Source organism: Mycobacterium shimoidei (assembly GCF_900417275.1).
In the GTDB taxonomy this organism is placed as follows: Bacteria; Actinomycetota; Actinomycetes; order Mycobacteriales; family Mycobacteriaceae; genus Mycobacterium; species Mycobacterium shimoidei.
In genome coordinates, this window is record NZ_UEGW01000001.1 from 1,946,758 (window position 1) to 1,961,962 (window position 15,205).

A 15,205-nucleotide genomic window follows, 5' to 3' on the forward strand; every position below is an offset into this window, starting at 1 on the left:
TCAGATCACCGGTTCCCGGATCAGCTCCAGCCAGGCCGCGCCGCTATCTGGGACTCGCGGCTGTTTCCACGCTTCGATCGGGAACGACACCATGATCAGCGACTGCATCATGTGCATCAGCGTTCGCGCGTCGTCCGGCAGTTCGTCGAGCGGGAACTGGTCGCAGTAAGCGATCACATCCGGTAGGCGGGGAAACGCGGCGTCATAGAACGCCTGCATCTGTGCCATGGACGACGCCAGCCGTTTGGCGTAGCGCTCCGGCTCGGTCGCCAGGTCCCACTCCAAAAAGGGCTCGAGGTCGGCGAATTCGGCGGGCAGCTTAGTTGCGGTGGCCATTGCCGTGGTACTCCTTCACATAGTCGCCGGTCACCTTGTGTAGATGCCGCAGCAGGATCTCCTGGTCGCACAGTAAGAAGTCTTTGACAACTTTGGTGCCGATCATGGTCTGGGTCGCTTCGAGGGTGTTGGCATCCTGCAGGGCGTATTCCTTGAACGTCACCGCGGCCAACTCCTGGGCCAATCGTTCCCGCGCGTTTTTCGGCGGGACGAAATACAGCGTCGTTTCGAAGATGTGCTTGTCCACGGCGGTGGGCCAGTAGTGATAGGTCAAGAACCAGCCTGGCTCCCAGATCAGCAACATGAAGTTCGGGAAGAAGTGCCACGAGTCAATGCCCCACTGCGGCGCCCTCTTCGGGTTGACGCCCGGGGGAAGCTGGTCAAGTTTTTCGATCACCTCCGGCTTGTCCCACGGGCCGAACAGCCCACTGCGCAGCACCCGGTCGATGGGCTTCACCATGTTCAGGTCCCGGGGCGGTGCCTGACCTCCCCAGGTGGAGATCATTCCGTGCGGACTGGCCAGCTCGTAGTACAACGCCTCAAAGCCGTACTTCTGAATTTTGGCGGCTTCCTCCTTGGTGTACTGGCCCTGATGCAGCACCGGCGCGTGGTAGAACTCGGCGAACGCGTCGATGAACAGCTTCCAGTTGCTGCCGACCTCGGCCCGGTAGGAGTAGGTCTCGGTCATCTCGTGGAACGGGTAGCCCTCGATGCCCTTGGCAAGTGGACCGAGGTATTCCGTCAACGGCTGCGCATCGGCATCGAGATTGACGAAGATGAACCCCTCCCACACCTCGCAGCGCACCGGCACCAGCCCGTACTGGCTCTTGTCGACGTCGAAGAACTCGTCCTCCTGCTGGATGAACGTCAGCTCACCGTCGAGGTTGTAGCGCCATGCGTGGTATTTGCAGGTGAACTGCCGGCAGATGCCCGAGGTTTCTTCGTGGGGATAGTCGTTCCACACCAACTTGTTTCCGCGGTGCCGGCATACGTTGTGGAACGCCTTGATCGACCCGTCCTTGGTCTTGACGACGATCACCGAGATGCCCGGCCCGGCTGACGGCAGCTCTTTGGTGAAGTAGCTGCCGGTGCGCGGAAGCCGCTCGACGCGGCCCACATTCAACCAGGTCCGCCGGAAGATCGCCGCGCGCTCGGCTTCGAAGAAAGCCGGGTCGATGGAGTCGGTGTAATCGACTGGGCCGGTGCCGAGTTCGGGATAGTTCTGCGTCCAGCTGCCGGCAGCGGGCTTGGTGAAATGTGGCATGGTTGTGCTCTTCTCTTTCTAGCCTTGTTCCACTTCGACGCCAAAGGTGTTCAGCGCCATCGCGAGCGCCGTGTACCCCCCGGCCGTGAAAATCAGATCCATTCGCTGTCGCTCGTCGAGCCGCTCTGCCAGCGCGTCCCACGTCGCGTCCGACAGATTCGTCTTCTCGTCGAGCTCGTCGACGGCGTTGTACACCGCGCGGTCGAATGGGTCGGCGGGGTCGCCGGATTGGATGGCGGCGATGTCTGAGTCCGAAAGCCCGGCCTTCTTGCCGATCTTGACGTGGTGGGTCCATTCGTAGGCACAACCGCGACGGTGCGCGACCCGCAGGATGACCTGCTCGCGCACTCGCGCCGGCAGCGTCGAACCGGACAGCAGATAAAGGCTGAACCGCAAAAACGCGCGGGTCAGCTCGGGATGGTGCACCAGCGTGCCCAGCAGGTTGCCGGCTCCCTGCGGATTACGCCGGTCCTCGGGCAGCATTGCCGCCACCGCATGCCGAACAGCGTCGTCCCACGCGTCGGCCGGCAACGGAGACAGCCGCATAGTGCCCTCCTCAGATTTGAGAATCATATTCTCATATTTGACCAATAGATTTCCACGATCGGCTCGATTGGTCAATACCAGCGGTGACACCTGCGAAAACGCCGATATCGACGGGCCGGACATCGGCGCGCGAGCAGCGCTGCGGCGGCTGCGGCGGTACTGTCAAGATGTTGATTCTCAGGTTCTGAGAAGCTAATTTCCATACTAAGGGTTCACGGCCGCCGAGAGAGAGGACCGACCAGTGAACAAGGACGACATGATCTTGATCAGCGTCGACGACCACATCGTCGAGCCGCCGGACATGTTCAAGAACCACCTGGCCAAAAAGTACATCGACGATGCCCCCCGGCTGGTGCACAACCCGGACGGCTCGGACACCTGGCAGTTCCGCGACACCGTGATTCCCAACGTCGCGCTCAACGCGGTGGCCGGCCGCCCCAAGGAGGAGTACGGCCTGGAACCGCAGGGCCTCGACGAGATCCGGCCGGGCTGCTACAACGTCGACGAGCGGGTCAAGGACATGAACGCCGGCGGCATCTTGGGCTCGATCTGCTTTCCGTCGTTCCCGGGTTTCGCGGGGCGGCTGTTTGCCACCGAGGATCCTGAATTCTCGCTGGCGTTGGTGCAGGCCTACAACGACTGGCACATCGACGAATGGTGCGGGGCCTACCCCGCGCGGTTCATTCCGATGGCGCTGCCGGTCATCTGGGACGCCGAGAAGTGCGCCGATGAGGTCCGCCGGGTGTCCAAGAAGGGCGTGCACGCCTTGACGTTCACCGAGAACCCGGCGGCCATGGGATACCCCAGCTTCCACGACGAGTATTGGGATCCGCTGTGGAAAGCGTTGTGCGACACCAATACTGTGATGAACATCCACATCGGATCGTCGGGCCGGCTGGCGATCACCGCGCCCGATGCCCCGATGGACGTGATGATCACCCTGCAGCCGATGAACATCGTGCAGGCCGCCGCGGACCTGTTGTGGTCGGCGCCCATCAAGAAGTACCCGGACCTCAAGATCGCACTCTCGGAGGGCGGCACCGGGTGGATCCCGTACTTCCTCGAGCGAGCCGACCGCACCTACGAGATGCACTCCACCTGGACCCACCAGAACTTCGGCGGCAAGCTGCCGTCCGAGGTCTTCCGCGAGCACTTCCTGACCTGCTTCATCAGCGACAAGGTGGGCGTGGCGCTGCGCAACATGATCGGCATCGACAACATCTGTTGGGAGGCCGACTACCCGCACAGCGACTCGATGTGGCCGGGTGCGCCCGAGGAGCTGTGGGATGTGCTGTCGGCCAACAACGTGCCGGACGACGAAATCAACAAGCTGGGCTACGAGAACGCCATGCGGTGGTACTCGTTCGACCCGTTCAGCCACATCAGCCGTGAGCAAGCGACGGTCGGTGCGTTGCGCAAAGCCGCTGAAGGGCATGATGTTTCGATTCGTGCCCTGTCTCATCACAAAGAGCGCTCAGGCTCGTCGTTAGCGGAGTTTGCCGCCAGCGCGAAATCGCTGACCGGTAATACCGACTGAGGTGTCAAGCTCCGGAATGAATTTCGAGCTGACCGAGGATCAGGAGCTGATCCGCAGGTCGGTCGCTGAGTTGGCGCAGAAGTTCGACGACCACTATTGGATGGAGCGCGACCAGGCGCACGAGTTCCCGTCCGAGTTCTATCGGGCCATCGCTGATGGCGGGTGGCTCGGGATGACGATCCCCGTCGAGTACGGCGGCCATGGCCTCGGCATCACCGAGGCCACACTTTTGGCCGAGGAGGTCGCCAAATCCGGCGGTGGCATGAACGCCGCCAGCTCGATTCACCTGTCGATCTTCGGTATGCAGCCGGTGGTCAAGTACGGCTCCGCGGAGCTCAAGGCCCGCACCTTGCCGCGGGTGGCCACCGGGGATCTGCACGTCTGTTTCGGTGTCACCGAACCCGGTGCGGGCCTGGACACTTCCCGCATCAGTACGTTCGCCAAACGGCAAGGTGATCGCTACGTCGTCAACGGCCGCAAGGTGTGGATCTCCAAGGCGCAGGAGTCCGAGAAGATACTGTTGCTCACCCGCACCCAGCATTACGACGAGGTCACCAAGAAGACCGACGGGATGACGCTGTTTCTCACCGATCTCGACCGCGACCACGTCGACATCCGGCCGATCCGCAAGATGGGCCGCAACGCGGTCAGTTCCAACGAGGTGTTCATCGACAACCTCGAGGTGCCGGTCGAGGATCGAGTCGGCGAGGAGGGCAAAGGATTTCACTACATCCTCGACGGGCTGAACCCGGAGCGGATGCTGATCGCGGCCGAAGCGCTCGGGATCGGCAGGGTGGCGCTGGACAAAGCGGTCAAATACGCCACCGACCGCGAGGTCTTCGGCCGGCCGATCGGCATGAACCAGGGCATCCAGTTCCCGCTGGCTGACTCGCTGACCCGGCTCGACGCGGCCGAGCTGATGTTGCGCAAGGCCACCTGGCTCTATGACAACGGCAAACCCTGTGGGCGCGAGGCCAATACGGCCAAATACTTGTGCGCCGACGCCGGCTTCACCGCTGCCGACCGGGCGTTGCAAACGCACGGCGGCATGGGCTACGCCGAGGAGTACAACGTCGCCCGCTATTTCCGCGAGGCCCGGCTGATGAAGATCGCGCCGATCAGCCAGGAAATGATCCTCAATTTCCTCGGATCGCACACCCTCAAACTTCCGAGGAGCTATTGAGGGCTATTGAGGGTTATTGATGAGCCTATGCCTGACGAACCCGTGCTGCTGTGCAGCGACCGCAACGGCGTACGCACGCTGACGCTGAACCGCCCGAAGCGCAAGAACGCGATCAACCCACAGTTGTGGATTGCGCTGGCCGAGGCGCTGACCGCGGCCGGCACCGACCCCGGCGTGCGCGCGGTAGTGATCACCGGGGCCGGCGGGGCGTTCTGTTCCGGTGCAGACATCTCCACGTCCGACGACGCGCACCCGGTGAACAAGCTGCGCCGGCTCACCGACGTGGCGCTGGCATTGCACGAATTGCCGCGACCGACCATCGCCAAGGTGACCGGGGTGGCCGTCGGCGCCGGCTGGAACCTCGCCCTGGGCTGCGATTTGGTGGTCGCCACCCCGGAATCGAGGTTCTGCCAGATTTTCGCCAAGCGCGGACTCTCGCTGGATCTGGGCGGCTCCTGGCTGTTGCCGAAAATCGTTGGGCTGCAGCAGGCCAAACGGCTGGCACTGCTGGCCGAGACCATCGACGCCGAGGAAGCGCAGGCTTTGAGCCTGGTGACGTGGGTCGTGTCGGCCGAGGAGATCGACAGCTTCGTCGATGACCTCGCCGACCGTCTGGCCGCCGGGCCGCAGATCGCGCTGGCACAATCCAAGGCGCTGTTGAACGAGAACGCCGACCGGACCCTGCGCGATGCGCTGGCCAACGAGGCGCGTGCGCAGGTCGTCAACTTCGCTACCGCGGATGCCGCCGAGGCCTATGCCGCGTTCGCCGACCGACGGGAGCCGTCGTTTACTGGTCGGTGGGCGGTTTCGAGATCGGAGCGGACAGATGCGTGAAACGGTCATCGTCGAGGCGGTGCGCACCCCGGTAGGCAAGCGCAATGGCGGGCTGTCGGCCATGCACGCTGCCGACCTGTCGGCAGTTGTGCTCAACGAATTGGTGCAGCGCACCGGAATCGACCCCGGGATCATCGACGACGTGGTGTGGGGTTGCGTCTCCCAGGTCGGCGATCAGTCGAGCAACATCGGTCGCTACGCGGTGCTGGCGGCGGGCTGGCCGGAGAGCATTCCGGGCACCACCATCAACCGGGCGTGCGGTTCCAGCCAGCAGGCGCTCGACTTCGCGGTGCACGCGGTGATGTCGGGCCAGCAGGATGTGGTCGTGGCCGGCGGAGTAGAGGTCATGAGCCGGGTGCCGTTGGGCGCGGCGCGGGCCACCGGGATGCCGTACGGGCCGAAAGTGCTTGCCCGATACGGTGATTTCTCGTTCAACCAGGGAATCTCCGCGGAGATGATCGCCAAGAAGTGGGGCTTTTCCCGAACGCAGCTCGACGAGTACTCGGTGCGCTCGCACGAGCGGGCCGCCGCGGCTCAGGACAGCGGAGCTTTCACCGCACAGATCGTCCCGGTGTTCGTCGACGACGCGATCGTCAGCGAGGACGAGGGTGTGCGTCGGGGGACCACGGTGGAGAAGCTGGCCGGGCTGAAGCCGGCGTTCACCGAGGACGGGGTGATCCATGCCGGCAACTCGTCGCAGATATCCGACGGCGCGGCGGCGCTGCTGGTCACCACATCGGCGCACGCGCTCGAACTCGGGTTGACACCACTGGTGCGCTACCGGGCGGGCGCGGTGACCGGCGCCGACCCGGTGCTGATGCTCACCGGCCCGATCCCGGCCACCGACAAGGTGCTGTCCAAGGTGGGCTTGTCGGTGGACGACGTCGGCGTGTTCGAGGTGAACGAGGCCTTCGCCCCGGTCCCGCTGGCGTGGCTGGCCGAAACCGGCGCCGACCCCGAGCGGCTCAATCCGCTGGGCGGCGCCATAGCGCTAGGCCATCCCTTGGGGGCGTCCGGCGCGGTGCTGATGACCCGGATGGTGCATCACATGCGCGACAACGGAATTCGCTTCGGATTGCAGACCATGTGTGAAGGCGGCGGCACCGCCAACGCCACCCTGGTGGAATTGGTGGCCTGAGCCGGAAGGCTGTGATCGCCGTCGCAAACTGACCGGCATGAGACCCTTGTCACACGCACCAAACCAACCTACTGTGTGTTCATTAGGTTGATCGGGGACGAGGGAGTCCGGTGACGCGTCCGTACGACACCCTGCTGGCGAAGGGTGAGGACCGTAAGCAGCGCATCCTCGAGGTCGCGCAGCGGCTGCTGACCCGCAACGGGTGGCGCAACACCACGCTGGCGCAGATTGCCCGGGAGGCGGGCGTCAGCCCGGCCGGGCTGCTGCATCATTTCGAGTCCAAGGAACAGTTGCTGCACGCGGTGCTCGATGTGCGCGACGCCGACGACGACGCCCACGCGGACCGCGCCGGCGACCTCATCACCGAGATCGCGGCGGTCGCCGATCGGTTCGACCGATCACCGGAACTGATCGGCACGTTCGCCGTGCTGCTGGCCGAGAACATAGATCCCGAGGCTCCCCTGCACGATCGCCTGCTCGCCCGATACCGGGGTGCGGTCGACATCATCACCGGGCTCATTCGCCGTGGACAAGAGGCCGGGCGCTACCGGCTGGATCTGGACCCGACCGTCAAAGCTGTGCAAATTCTCGCCTTCATCACCGGAATGGAGACCGCATGGTTACTCGACCCTTCGATACCCCTGACCGAAGCGTTCAAGGACTACGCGGAGTCGCTCGCCCGCGACCTGACACCGCCGAGCCCGGCGTGAGATACCAGCTTGATGTGGTCGCGGCGAACGTCGTGGATGTGGTGATGTTCGCCGGCGGGTGGCTGTTCGACCGTGCCATGGCCGGATGGGACGTCACGGTCCTGGCCGCTGACCATCCCGACGAACGGCCATTGCAGATCATCGGCGCCGAAGTGGTCGACCTCGAATACGCGCTGGCCACGGTCGGGCAACGTCCGCGACCGCAGACCTTGGCCGCCGCCGCCGACCTCATCGAGTGTGATTCGCGGGTCCGCCAGGGCGTGCTTCAGGCCCTCGACCACGGTGTCACCGAAGTGACACTGTGGGGCAAGACCTGGCCGCCCGACCTGAACAAGCCGGTCGACCTGGTTGCCCATCAGCTCAGCGCCGCGGCCCGGGCGTTCAAGGCTCAGGCCCTTGCCGCCGCGGGGCTGCCCGGAGTCGAGATCGAACAGACCGAAACGTTCCGCAGCGGGGTGATGACCTGCCCGTCCGTCGCGGCCGACCTGATCCCCGCCAGTTAACACGCCGGAGCCTCCGGCCGGCCATGCTGCCTCGTTGACGGCGTGGCATTTCCTATGGAAATGTAATACTCATTGATGAGAGCGACGTTCTCACTGTCGAGACGTGAATGGAGCAGCAGATGGCCGACGACGTCACCGCGATGGATTTCTTCCGGGACGACCGGCTCCTCGACAACCCGTACCCGTACTTCGAAGCCCTGCGGCGGCAGTGCCCGGTGCTGCGCGAACCTCACCACGAGGTGATGATGGTGACCGGCTGGGAGGAGGCCGTGGAGGTCGCCAGCAATGCCGAGACGTTCTCGTCGTGCATCTCGGTGACCGGTCCGTTCCCCGGTTTTCCGGTGCCGCTCACTGGCGACGACGTGACCGAGCTGATCGAGCGACACCGCGACGAGCTGCCGTTCAGCGACCAATTGCCGACCCTCGACCCGCCGACGCACACCAACCACCGTGCGTTGCTGATGCGACTGATCACTCCGAAGCGCCTCAAGGAGAACGAGGACGCTATGTGGGTGCTCGCCGATCGGGTGCTCGACACATTTCTGGCGCCGAGCGAGGGCGAATTCATCAAAGGTTTCGCCGGCCCGTTCACGCTGCTGGTCATCGCCGACCTGCTCGGCGTACCGGAAGACGACCGTGAGGAGTTCGTCAAGGGCATCCACCGCAATGCCGGTGGCGGTGTCGGCAGCACCGGTGAAAAGTCGTTGTCGCACAGTCCACTCGAGTTTCTGTACGGCACGTTCAGCGAATACATCGAGGATCGGCGCCGGCAGCCTCGCGACGACGTGTTGACCGGATTGGCGCACGCCACGTTCCCGGACGGCTCGACGCCCGACGTGACCGACGTGGCTCGCGTTGCGACCAACGTGTTTTCGGCGGGCCAGGAGACGACCGTGCGGCTGCTCGGTGCCGCGCTACAGGTGATCGGGGAGCGCCCCGACATTCAGCAGCAGCTGCGCGATGACCGCAGCCTGATCCCGAACTTCATCGAAGAGGCGCTGCGTATCGAGAGCCCGGTCAAAGGTGACTTCCGGCTCTCCCGGGTGCCCACGGCGGTCGGTGGAGTCGAAATCCCGGCCGGCACTACGGTGATGGTGGTCAACGGCGCCGCAAATCGGGATCCGCGCCGATTCGAAGACCCGGACACATTCGACCCCGGCCGCAAGAACGCGCGCCAACACATCGCGTTCGGCCGGGGGATCCACAGTTGCCCCGGCGCGCCACTGGCCCGGGCCGAGACCCGGGTCGCGCTCGAACGCCTACTCGACCGGACCGAGGACATCCGGATCTCCGAACGCAAACACGGACCGGCGAACGAGCGGCGCTATCAATATGTTCCGACTTACATCCTGCGCGGACTCACTGAACTGCACCTCGAATTCGGTCGGAGCAGCGGTCCGTGAAAGCCAGAGTTGACGAGGAGCGGTGCCGTGGCCACGGCATCTGCACCACGATCTGCCCATCGGTGTTCGAGCTGAATGACGACGGCTACTCGACGGTGACGGTGCCCGAAGTCCCGTCCGAGTTCGAAGACGCGGTCCGTGACGCCGTCATGCAGTGTCCAGAGCAGGCCATTGAAACAAGTTAGGAGCTTGAATGCCCAAAGGTTACGTCATCCTCACTGAGGCCATCAAGGATCCGGAGGGCATGAAGGCCTATGCCCAGGCGGCCGGAGGAGCCATGGCCGGGGTGAACATACTGGCAGCGGATCCCTCGCCCACGGTTGTGGAGGGCAATTGGCACGGCGACCAAACGGTCGTGCTGGAGTTCGAATCGGTGGACGCCGCCCGCGCCTGGTACGAGTCCGAGGGGTACCAGAAAGCAGCGAAGCTGCGACAGGCCGCCGCGGACTGCAACGCGGTGATCCTCTCCGGTTTTGGTAATTAACAGGCGATTTGAGCTGCCATGGACAAGGTGTCGGTCATCACGGGGGGAGCCGGCGGCATTGGTTTGGCCACCGCGAAGATCGTCGGACGTGACCACGCGGTCGTCATCAGCGACCTCAACCGGGAAGGGCTGGATGCCGCGGTAGCCGAATTGAACAGCCTGGGGATCATCAGCAAGGCCGTCGTCTGCGACATCACCGAGCGGGAGTCCGTCGCGGAGTTGATCGAAACATCAAGCGCGATGGGCACAGTCGGTTCGGTGATACACACGGCCGGTATCAGTCCCAGCATGGGCAGCGCCGAGTTGATCATGCGGGTCAACGCGATCGGCACGGTCAACGTCAACGAAAGCTTTTTCAAGATCCTCGGGGAGGGATCCGCGGTCGTCAACGTCGCTTCCATGGCCGCGCACATGCTCCCGGAATCCTTCGTTCCGACAAAGCGATTTACCTCCGCTCTGCGCAATGAAGACGCGTTCATGAAGAAGATGATGTCGGTGTGCGGCCTGGTTCCGGAGCGGGCGCGGCCAGGAATGGCGTACAGCATCAGCAAGACCTTCGTGCGATGGTATTGCACCTCGCAGGCCGGTCGATTCGGTGAGCGCGGCGCGCGCATCCTCTCGGTGTCGCCGGGTTCCATCGACACCGCGATGGGCAGATTGGAAGAACAAAGCGGCGCAGGAGCGATGGTCCGCTACGCCGCGCTGAAACGCTTTGGAAAGCCGGAGGAGATCGCCGAACTGCTGGCGTTCTGCGCGAGCGAGAAAGCCGGCTACCTCACCGGCACGGACATCCTTTGCGACGGCGGCACCGTGGCGGGGATGAGCCTGCGGGACAAGTTCTCGGTGGGACGTAAATCGTGATCGATACGGCTTAGACTTCCGCCGTGTTCTCCGAGACGCGCTATGCGCTGAATGGTGACTTGCGCGTCGCCTACCGGGCCTCGGGTGAAGGCGCTCGCGACATCGTCTTCGTCCCGAACTGGTTTAACTGTTGCGACCTACTGCCGAGCTACCGGCGATTCAAGGGTGGATCGAGGCGATGGCATCGCTCGGTCGGTTAATCTCTTTCGACCAGCCGGGCACAGGCGCGTCCGATCCGGTCTCGATAAATTCGTTGCCGACGTTAGAGCAGTGGGCCGACAGCATCACCGCAGTTTTGGACGATCTCGGGAGTCGCGAAGCGGTTCTCGTCGCACCGAACGCTGCATTCGCGCCTGCGGCGCTGTTCGCGGCCAGCCATCCGGCTCGCACCACGGCGCTGGTCGGGCTTGAGGTCTACGCCGATCCGATGGCTGCTGGGGTCACTCCGGAGGAGTTCTTCGATGCCATGCTCGCCGTGTGGGGAACGGGAGAGTTCGAACATGTGATCAATCCCGACATGCCTTGGAATGAAGAAATCCGGGCAACGTTTGCCCGGTTCGAACGCTTGGCGTCGAACCCACGGACCGTTGCTCTCATGATGCCGATAGTGTCCGAATTGGATGTGCGGGCGCTGCTTCCGACCGTCCGCGTGCCAACTCTCGTCGTCCAGCACGCCGAGAACCCCTTGATCCCACCCGAGCGGGGCAGGGATGTCGCCGATCACATCCCAGGCGCGAAATACGTTGAGCTACACGGGCGCAACATGTTCCACTACGTCGAACCATGGCGTGAATCTTTCCAGGAGATCGCGGAGTTCCTCACTGGCGAGCAGGCGGACGTGGCTGATGATCGGGCACTGGCCACGGTGTTGTTCACCGACATCGTCGACTCGACGCGCCGGGCGGCGGAGATGGGCGATCGTGATTGGCATGCCTTGCTTGATGCACACGATGCTGTGGTGCGCTCGCAGCTGGCTCGTTTTCGTGGCCGGGAGGTGAATACCTCCGGTGATGGGTTTTTGGCCGTGTTCGACGGGCCGCAGCGGGCGATCCGCTGCGCCATGGCCATTCGCGACGCGGTGCAGGCGCTCGGCATCCAGGTGCGCGCGGGGTTGCACACCGGCGAATGCGAGGTGCGCGGTGAGGACATCGGCGGGATCGCGGTGCATATCGGCGCGCGGGTGAGCGCACTGGCCGGGCCCAATGAGGTGCTGGTGTCGAGCACGCTGCGTGACCTGGTGATCGGCTCGGGCCTGGAATTCGTTGAGCGCGGTGTCTATGAACTCAAGGGCGTGCCCGGCCAGTGGCGGCTGTCCACTGTCGCCTCTGCGTAAAGCCGTTGTCCGGCAACTAGAATGGTGGTGGTTCGTCGTCGGGTCCGGGTGGGGGTAGGTCGAAGTAGCTTCGGTGTTGGGCTTGTCGGGCTATTCGGGTGGTGCGGTTGGCGCGCCGTTCGGTGGCGATGCGCTGGGCGCGGTGTTGGGCGCGGGTGCGGCGGCGTTTGGGCATCATCGCGGTGCGCTGGTCACAGTAGTCGTGCGGGGGGTCGGCCTCGATGGCCGAGATTGCGCCGGTGGAGTGGCACAGGCTGGGAAACAGCAGCGCGCTGCCGGGGGTGGTGACATAGGTGTGGCCCGACGGTGAGGTGAGGATCACGGTGCCGTCGGGGAGTTGTTGATCGCGCCAACCCCAGAAGGTTTTCACCAGATGATGGGTGCGGCAATAACATTTGAGGTTGGAGGCGTGGGTGGGCCCGCCCGCCACGAACGGGACCGTGTGGTCGATGTCGCACTGCCACGCCGGTACATCGCAGCCCACCCAGCGACAGGTCAGATCCCGGCAGCGCACGAACTCGGCCAGCGCTTTGGACGGGGTGTAGCCGGGTTCGGGTGGGGCATCACCGGGATGCATCAACGGGGTCAGCTTCGCCGAGCGGGCCAGCTCGGCCACCAGCTCCGGGGGGATCAGCCCATCGGCACCGACCTCCGACGCCGATGCGCCGGTGCGGCCGTCGAGGGCGGCGGGCTCGGCAATCACATAGATCACCGCGGGGCCGGCCGCCGGCCGCCTGCCCGCGGCGCAATCCGGGCGTCCGCAGCGACACCCCAACCGATCCGCGCGTGCCGCCAGCGCGCCCAGAGCGTCGGCGCGGCGCTGATCGCGAGTACGCGGATCATGCTCACACACCGTGGCCGCCAACGCATCCACGGCCTGGTCCAGCGCGTGGGCATCCACAGTGAACAGACTGCCGCCAAACTCCGAGGTCCCGCCTTCCTCTGAAGGCCCGAACCAGATCTGCCGGCCAACCTGGTGCTCGTTGCGTCGCCGCACCGCATCGGCATCGGCGCGGGCCACGATCTTGTCGATCTGCCCGCCCAGCCGGCCCTGGGTCATCGACGGCCAGCGCACAACATTGACCGCCAACGCCGCATCCACGGCCGCCAGCACCTGGGCATCGGTGATCAGATCGGTGCGATACACCATCGTCTGAAACGTCCGGTAGTCGATATCGCCGGCGGCAAAGACCTCGCCGATTTTGGGCAGCCGCTCGCGCATGGCCCGTGCGTAGCGCAGCCGGCTACTGGCCAGGGCATGGCTGATCCGCAACGCCGCGGCCACTTCCGCGGCCACCGCCGCCTCGGTGTCGATCGCCCAGTCCTCGGTCTCTGCACAGCGCGACAGTCGATAGCTGAACAACTCCCCAATCGCGGCGAGCTGCGCGGCCGCGGCCCGATTCTCAAACCGAGTCGCCGAACAAATCCGGTCCACCAACACCGCCGACTCCGCCGTCACCGACGGATGGCGCCGCTCAAACATCTCCTCTAAGCGGGCAATCGCTTCCGGCGACGACGCCGTACCGGTCGGTTGTTCGAACATACGTTCGATACTACCATCATCCACCGACCAACGCGATGCGGCAGGACGCCGCTGTTTTCCAGGCGCTATTCGACGATCGAGATGGCCTGCCTCGGGCACTGGCGTACCGCGTCGCGGATGCGTTCCTCGTTTTCCGGGGTGACTTCCGGTTGCAGAACGGTCAGCATGTCGTCATCGCCGAGGTGAAACACCTCCGGGATGATGCCCATGCACACGCCGTTGCTTTCACACAATCCGAAATCGACTTCTACTCTTGTCATCGCAGTACTCTCACCGGCACATTCTGGTAGCCCGCGACGTTCTGCATGTGAACCCGTTGCAGGCCATCCCAATTCACTTCGTAGCGGGGCATGAAATCCAGCAGGTGCTCAATCGCGATTCTGCTTTCCATCCGGGCCAACGCCGCGCCCAGGCAACTATGAATTCCATACCCCAGACCCAGGTGCTGAGCCTCGGTCTGGTCGCGTTCGATGTCGAACACATCGGCGTTGGTGAAGGCATCCGGATCGCGGTTGGCCGCCGCGCCGCACAAGAACACTGGCTTGCCGGCGGGGATCACGCCGCCGCTGACGTGTGCCTCCTTGAGCGTGTAGCGCACGTTGTACTGGACCGGACCCTCGTAGCGCAACAACTCTTCGACGGCCCCCGGGACCTTGCTGCGGTCGTCGAGCAGCTTCTGCCACTGGTCGGGGTTGCGCGCGAAGATCACCGCAGCGGTGCCGACCAGCTTGGTGACGGTCTCGGCGCCCGCGCCGCCCAATAGCACTGCAAAACCAGTGATCTCGACGTCGTCGAGCTTGCGCATCTGGCCGTTTTCACCCGGGATCTCCGCGGCGATCAGCCTGCTGATGAAGTCGTCTTGCGGCTTCTCGCGCCGCTCCTGCACCAGGCCGAAGTAGTACATCGCGCTGTCGATGTTGGCCTGCATGCCTTCTTCGCTAGCCTCGATCTGTCCGGGTTCGCGGTGCAGGCTGGTGTCGATCCAGTGCCGCACTTGTTGGCGAAAGTCCTCCGGTACCCCCATCATCGTGGTGATGACCTCCACCGGGAACGGTCCGGAGAAGTCCTGCACGACGTCGAAGTTGTCGGGATCGGCCGCGTTCAAGTACTTCTCGACCACCTCGACGACCATGTCCCGCTGCGATTGGATGGCCCGTGGCGTGAATGCCTTGTTGAGCAGGCTGCGCATGTGCCGGTGCTCGGGTGGGTCCATGAAAATGATCGACTTCTGCTCGATGGGCACGCCCTTGCGCACCATCGCGAGATCACAGCCCCGCGCCGACGAGTAGGTCTCGAAATCCTTGAATGCGGCGGCGACATCCTCGTGGCGCGTCAGCGCGTAGAAGTCTTCTCGCTCGTCGTAATACAGCGGTGCCTCTTCGCGCATCCGCCGAAATACCTCGGCGGGATTATTGAAGAATTCTTCGGAGAACGGATCGAAGACCACCTTCGGTTTGGTCATGGCATCTCCTCAGCGGCGGGCTGGTCACCTTTACGACGGAATGCTTGACTGTAAACCTAACGGTAGTT

General features: G+C 64.1%; 16 protein-coding genes and 1 pseudogene. 11 read left to right on the top strand and 6 right to left on the bottom strand.

What is annotated here, in order from left to right:
* The 3 genes from MSP7336_RS09580 to MSP7336_RS09590 are packed head-to-tail and all read right to left on the bottom strand — an operon-like array spanning position 1 to position 2,146.
* Positions 1-336, bottom strand: coding sequence for a hypothetical protein (locus MSP7336_RS09580; protein WP_069395896.1), 336 nt, complete (start codon positions 334-336; stop codon positions 1-3).
* Positions 320-1,600 (bottom strand): aromatic ring-hydroxylating oxygenase subunit alpha, encoded by a 1,281-nt coding sequence (locus tag MSP7336_RS09585; protein ID WP_069395897.1) that lies wholly within the window; start codon positions 1,598-1,600, stop codon positions 320-322. Before MSP7336_RS09585 ends, MSP7336_RS09580 begins: the two co-directional genes overlap by 17 nt.
* An 18-nt stretch (positions 1,601-1,618) precedes the next feature.
* Positions 1,619-2,146: a carboxymuconolactone decarboxylase family protein gene (locus tag MSP7336_RS09590; RefSeq protein WP_113964849.1), complete on the bottom strand. Its 528-nt coding sequence runs from the start codon at positions 2,144-2,146 to the stop codon at positions 1,619-1,621.
* 241 nt (positions 2,147-2,387) lie between these two features.
* Here MSP7336_RS09590 and MSP7336_RS09595 point away from each other — a divergent pair, with 241 nt between their 5' ends.
* The 11 genes and pseudogenes from MSP7336_RS09595 (at position 2,388) to MSP7336_RS09645 (ending at position 12,132) form a co-directional block, all read left to right on the top strand.
* Positions 2,388-3,683 (top strand): amidohydrolase family protein, encoded by a 1,296-nt coding sequence (locus MSP7336_RS09595; protein WP_069395898.1) that lies wholly within the window; start codon positions 2,388-2,390, stop codon positions 3,681-3,683.
* Between the two features lie 16 nt (positions 3,684-3,699).
* Entirely contained in the window at positions 3,700-4,866 is a 1,167-nt protein-coding gene (locus tag MSP7336_RS09600) for an acyl-CoA dehydrogenase family protein (protein WP_069395899.1), read from the top strand.
* Positions 4,867-4,893: 27 nt separating this feature from the next.
* Entirely contained in the window at positions 4,894-5,700 is an 807-nt protein-coding gene (locus MSP7336_RS09605) for an enoyl-CoA hydratase/isomerase family protein (RefSeq protein ID WP_069395900.1), read from the top strand.
* Complete coding sequence (locus MSP7336_RS09610; RefSeq protein WP_069395901.1) at positions 5,693-6,838, top strand: thiolase family protein; 1,146 nt, start codon at positions 5,693-5,695, stop codon at positions 6,836-6,838. Before MSP7336_RS09605 ends, MSP7336_RS09610 begins: the two co-directional genes overlap by 8 nt.
* A gap of 110 nt (positions 6,839-6,948) precedes the next feature.
* Positions 6,949-7,548: a TetR/AcrR family transcriptional regulator gene (locus MSP7336_RS09615; protein ID WP_069395902.1), complete on the top strand. Its 600-nt coding sequence runs from the start codon at positions 6,949-6,951 to the stop codon at positions 7,546-7,548.
* Positions 7,545-8,051, top strand: coding sequence for a hypothetical protein (locus MSP7336_RS09620; protein WP_069395903.1), 507 nt, complete (start codon positions 7,545-7,547; stop codon positions 8,049-8,051). The genes MSP7336_RS09615 and MSP7336_RS09620 overlap by 4 nt, the downstream gene beginning before the upstream one ends.
* A 119-nt stretch (positions 8,052-8,170) precedes the next feature.
* A complete protein-coding gene (locus MSP7336_RS09625; protein WP_069395920.1) occupies positions 8,171-9,454 on the top strand; it encodes a cytochrome P450 in 1,284 nt (427 codons plus the stop codon).
* Positions 9,451-9,639 (top strand): ferredoxin, encoded by a 189-nt coding sequence (locus MSP7336_RS09630; RefSeq protein WP_069395904.1) that lies wholly within the window; start codon positions 9,451-9,453, stop codon positions 9,637-9,639. Before MSP7336_RS09625 ends, MSP7336_RS09630 begins: the two co-directional genes overlap by 4 nt.
* A gap of 8 nt (positions 9,640-9,647) precedes the next feature.
* Positions 9,648-9,938 carry a DUF1330 domain-containing protein gene (locus MSP7336_RS09635; protein ID WP_069395905.1) on the top strand — a complete coding sequence of 97 codons (291 nt, stop codon included), beginning with the start codon at positions 9,648-9,650 and terminating at the stop codon, positions 9,936-9,938.
* A gap of 18 nt (positions 9,939-9,956) precedes the next feature.
* Positions 9,957-10,799: an SDR family oxidoreductase gene (locus MSP7336_RS09640; RefSeq protein ID WP_113963598.1), complete on the top strand. Its 843-nt coding sequence runs from the start codon at positions 9,957-9,959 to the stop codon at positions 10,797-10,799.
* A gap of 23 nt (positions 10,800-10,822) precedes the next feature.
* A pseudogene (locus tag MSP7336_RS09645) lies at positions 10,823-12,132 on the top strand (adenylate/guanylate cyclase domain-containing protein).
* A 16-nt stretch (positions 12,133-12,148) separates the two neighbouring features.
* Here the strand turns inward: MSP7336_RS09645 and MSP7336_RS09650 are convergent.
* The 3 genes from MSP7336_RS09650 to MSP7336_RS09660 all read right to left on the bottom strand — a co-directional run bounded on the left by MSP7336_RS09650 (position 12,149) and on the right by MSP7336_RS09660 (position 15,137).
* Positions 12,149-13,675: an HNH endonuclease signature motif containing protein gene (locus MSP7336_RS09650; RefSeq protein WP_113963599.1), complete on the bottom strand. Its 1,527-nt coding sequence runs from the start codon at positions 13,673-13,675 to the stop codon at positions 12,149-12,151.
* A gap of 65 nt (positions 13,676-13,740) precedes the next feature.
* Complete coding sequence (locus tag MSP7336_RS09655; protein ID WP_069398154.1) at positions 13,741-13,935, bottom strand: ferredoxin; 195 nt, start codon at positions 13,933-13,935, stop codon at positions 13,741-13,743.
* Positions 13,932-15,137, bottom strand: coding sequence for a cytochrome P450 (locus tag MSP7336_RS09660; protein WP_069398155.1), 1,206 nt, complete (start codon positions 15,135-15,137; stop codon positions 13,932-13,934). Before MSP7336_RS09660 ends, MSP7336_RS09655 begins: the two co-directional genes overlap by 4 nt.
* Between the last annotated feature and the right edge of the window lie 68 nt (positions 15,138-15,205).

What these genes read in the sequence shown, in the direction of transcription:
- MSP7336_RS09650 (WP_113963599.1), bottom strand. Translation starts at nt 13,675, where the DNA reads ATGTTCGAACAACCGACCGGTACGGCGTCGTCGCCGGAAGCGATTGCC.
- MSP7336_RS09590 (WP_113964849.1), bottom strand. Translation starts at nt 2,146, where the DNA reads ATGCGGCTGTCTCCGTTGCCGGCCGACGCGTGGGACGACGCTGTTCGG.
- MSP7336_RS09640 (WP_113963598.1), top strand. Translation starts at nt 9,957, where the DNA reads ATGGACAAGGTGTCGGTCATCACGGGGGGAGCCGGCGGCATTGGTTTG.
- MSP7336_RS09580 (WP_069395896.1), bottom strand. Translation starts at nt 336, where the DNA reads ATGGCCACCGCAACTAAGCTGCCCGCCGAATTCGCCGACCTCGAGCCC.
- MSP7336_RS09635 (WP_069395905.1), top strand. Translation starts at nt 9,648, where the DNA reads ATGCCCAAAGGTTACGTCATCCTCACTGAGGCCATCAAGGATCCGGAG.
- MSP7336_RS09600 (WP_069395899.1), top strand. Translation starts at nt 3,700, where the DNA reads ATGAATTTCGAGCTGACCGAGGATCAGGAGCTGATCCGCAGGTCGGTC.
- MSP7336_RS09655 (WP_069398154.1), bottom strand. Translation starts at nt 13,935, where the DNA reads ATGACAAGAGTAGAAGTCGATTTCGGATTGTGTGAAAGCAACGGCGTG.
- MSP7336_RS09625 (WP_069395920.1), top strand. Translation starts at nt 8,171, where the DNA reads ATGGCCGACGACGTCACCGCGATGGATTTCTTCCGGGACGACCGGCTC.
- MSP7336_RS09660 (WP_069398155.1), bottom strand. Translation starts at nt 15,137, where the DNA reads ATGACCAAACCGAAGGTGGTCTTCGATCCGTTCTCCGAAGAATTCTTC.
- MSP7336_RS09610 (WP_069395901.1), top strand. Translation starts at nt 5,693, where the DNA reads ATGCGTGAAACGGTCATCGTCGAGGCGGTGCGCACCCCGGTAGGCAAG.
- MSP7336_RS09585 (WP_069395897.1), bottom strand. Translation starts at nt 1,600, where the DNA reads ATGCCACATTTCACCAAGCCCGCTGCCGGCAGCTGGACGCAGAACTAT.
- MSP7336_RS09605 (WP_069395900.1), top strand. Translation starts at nt 4,894, where the DNA reads ATGCCTGACGAACCCGTGCTGCTGTGCAGCGACCGCAACGGCGTACGC.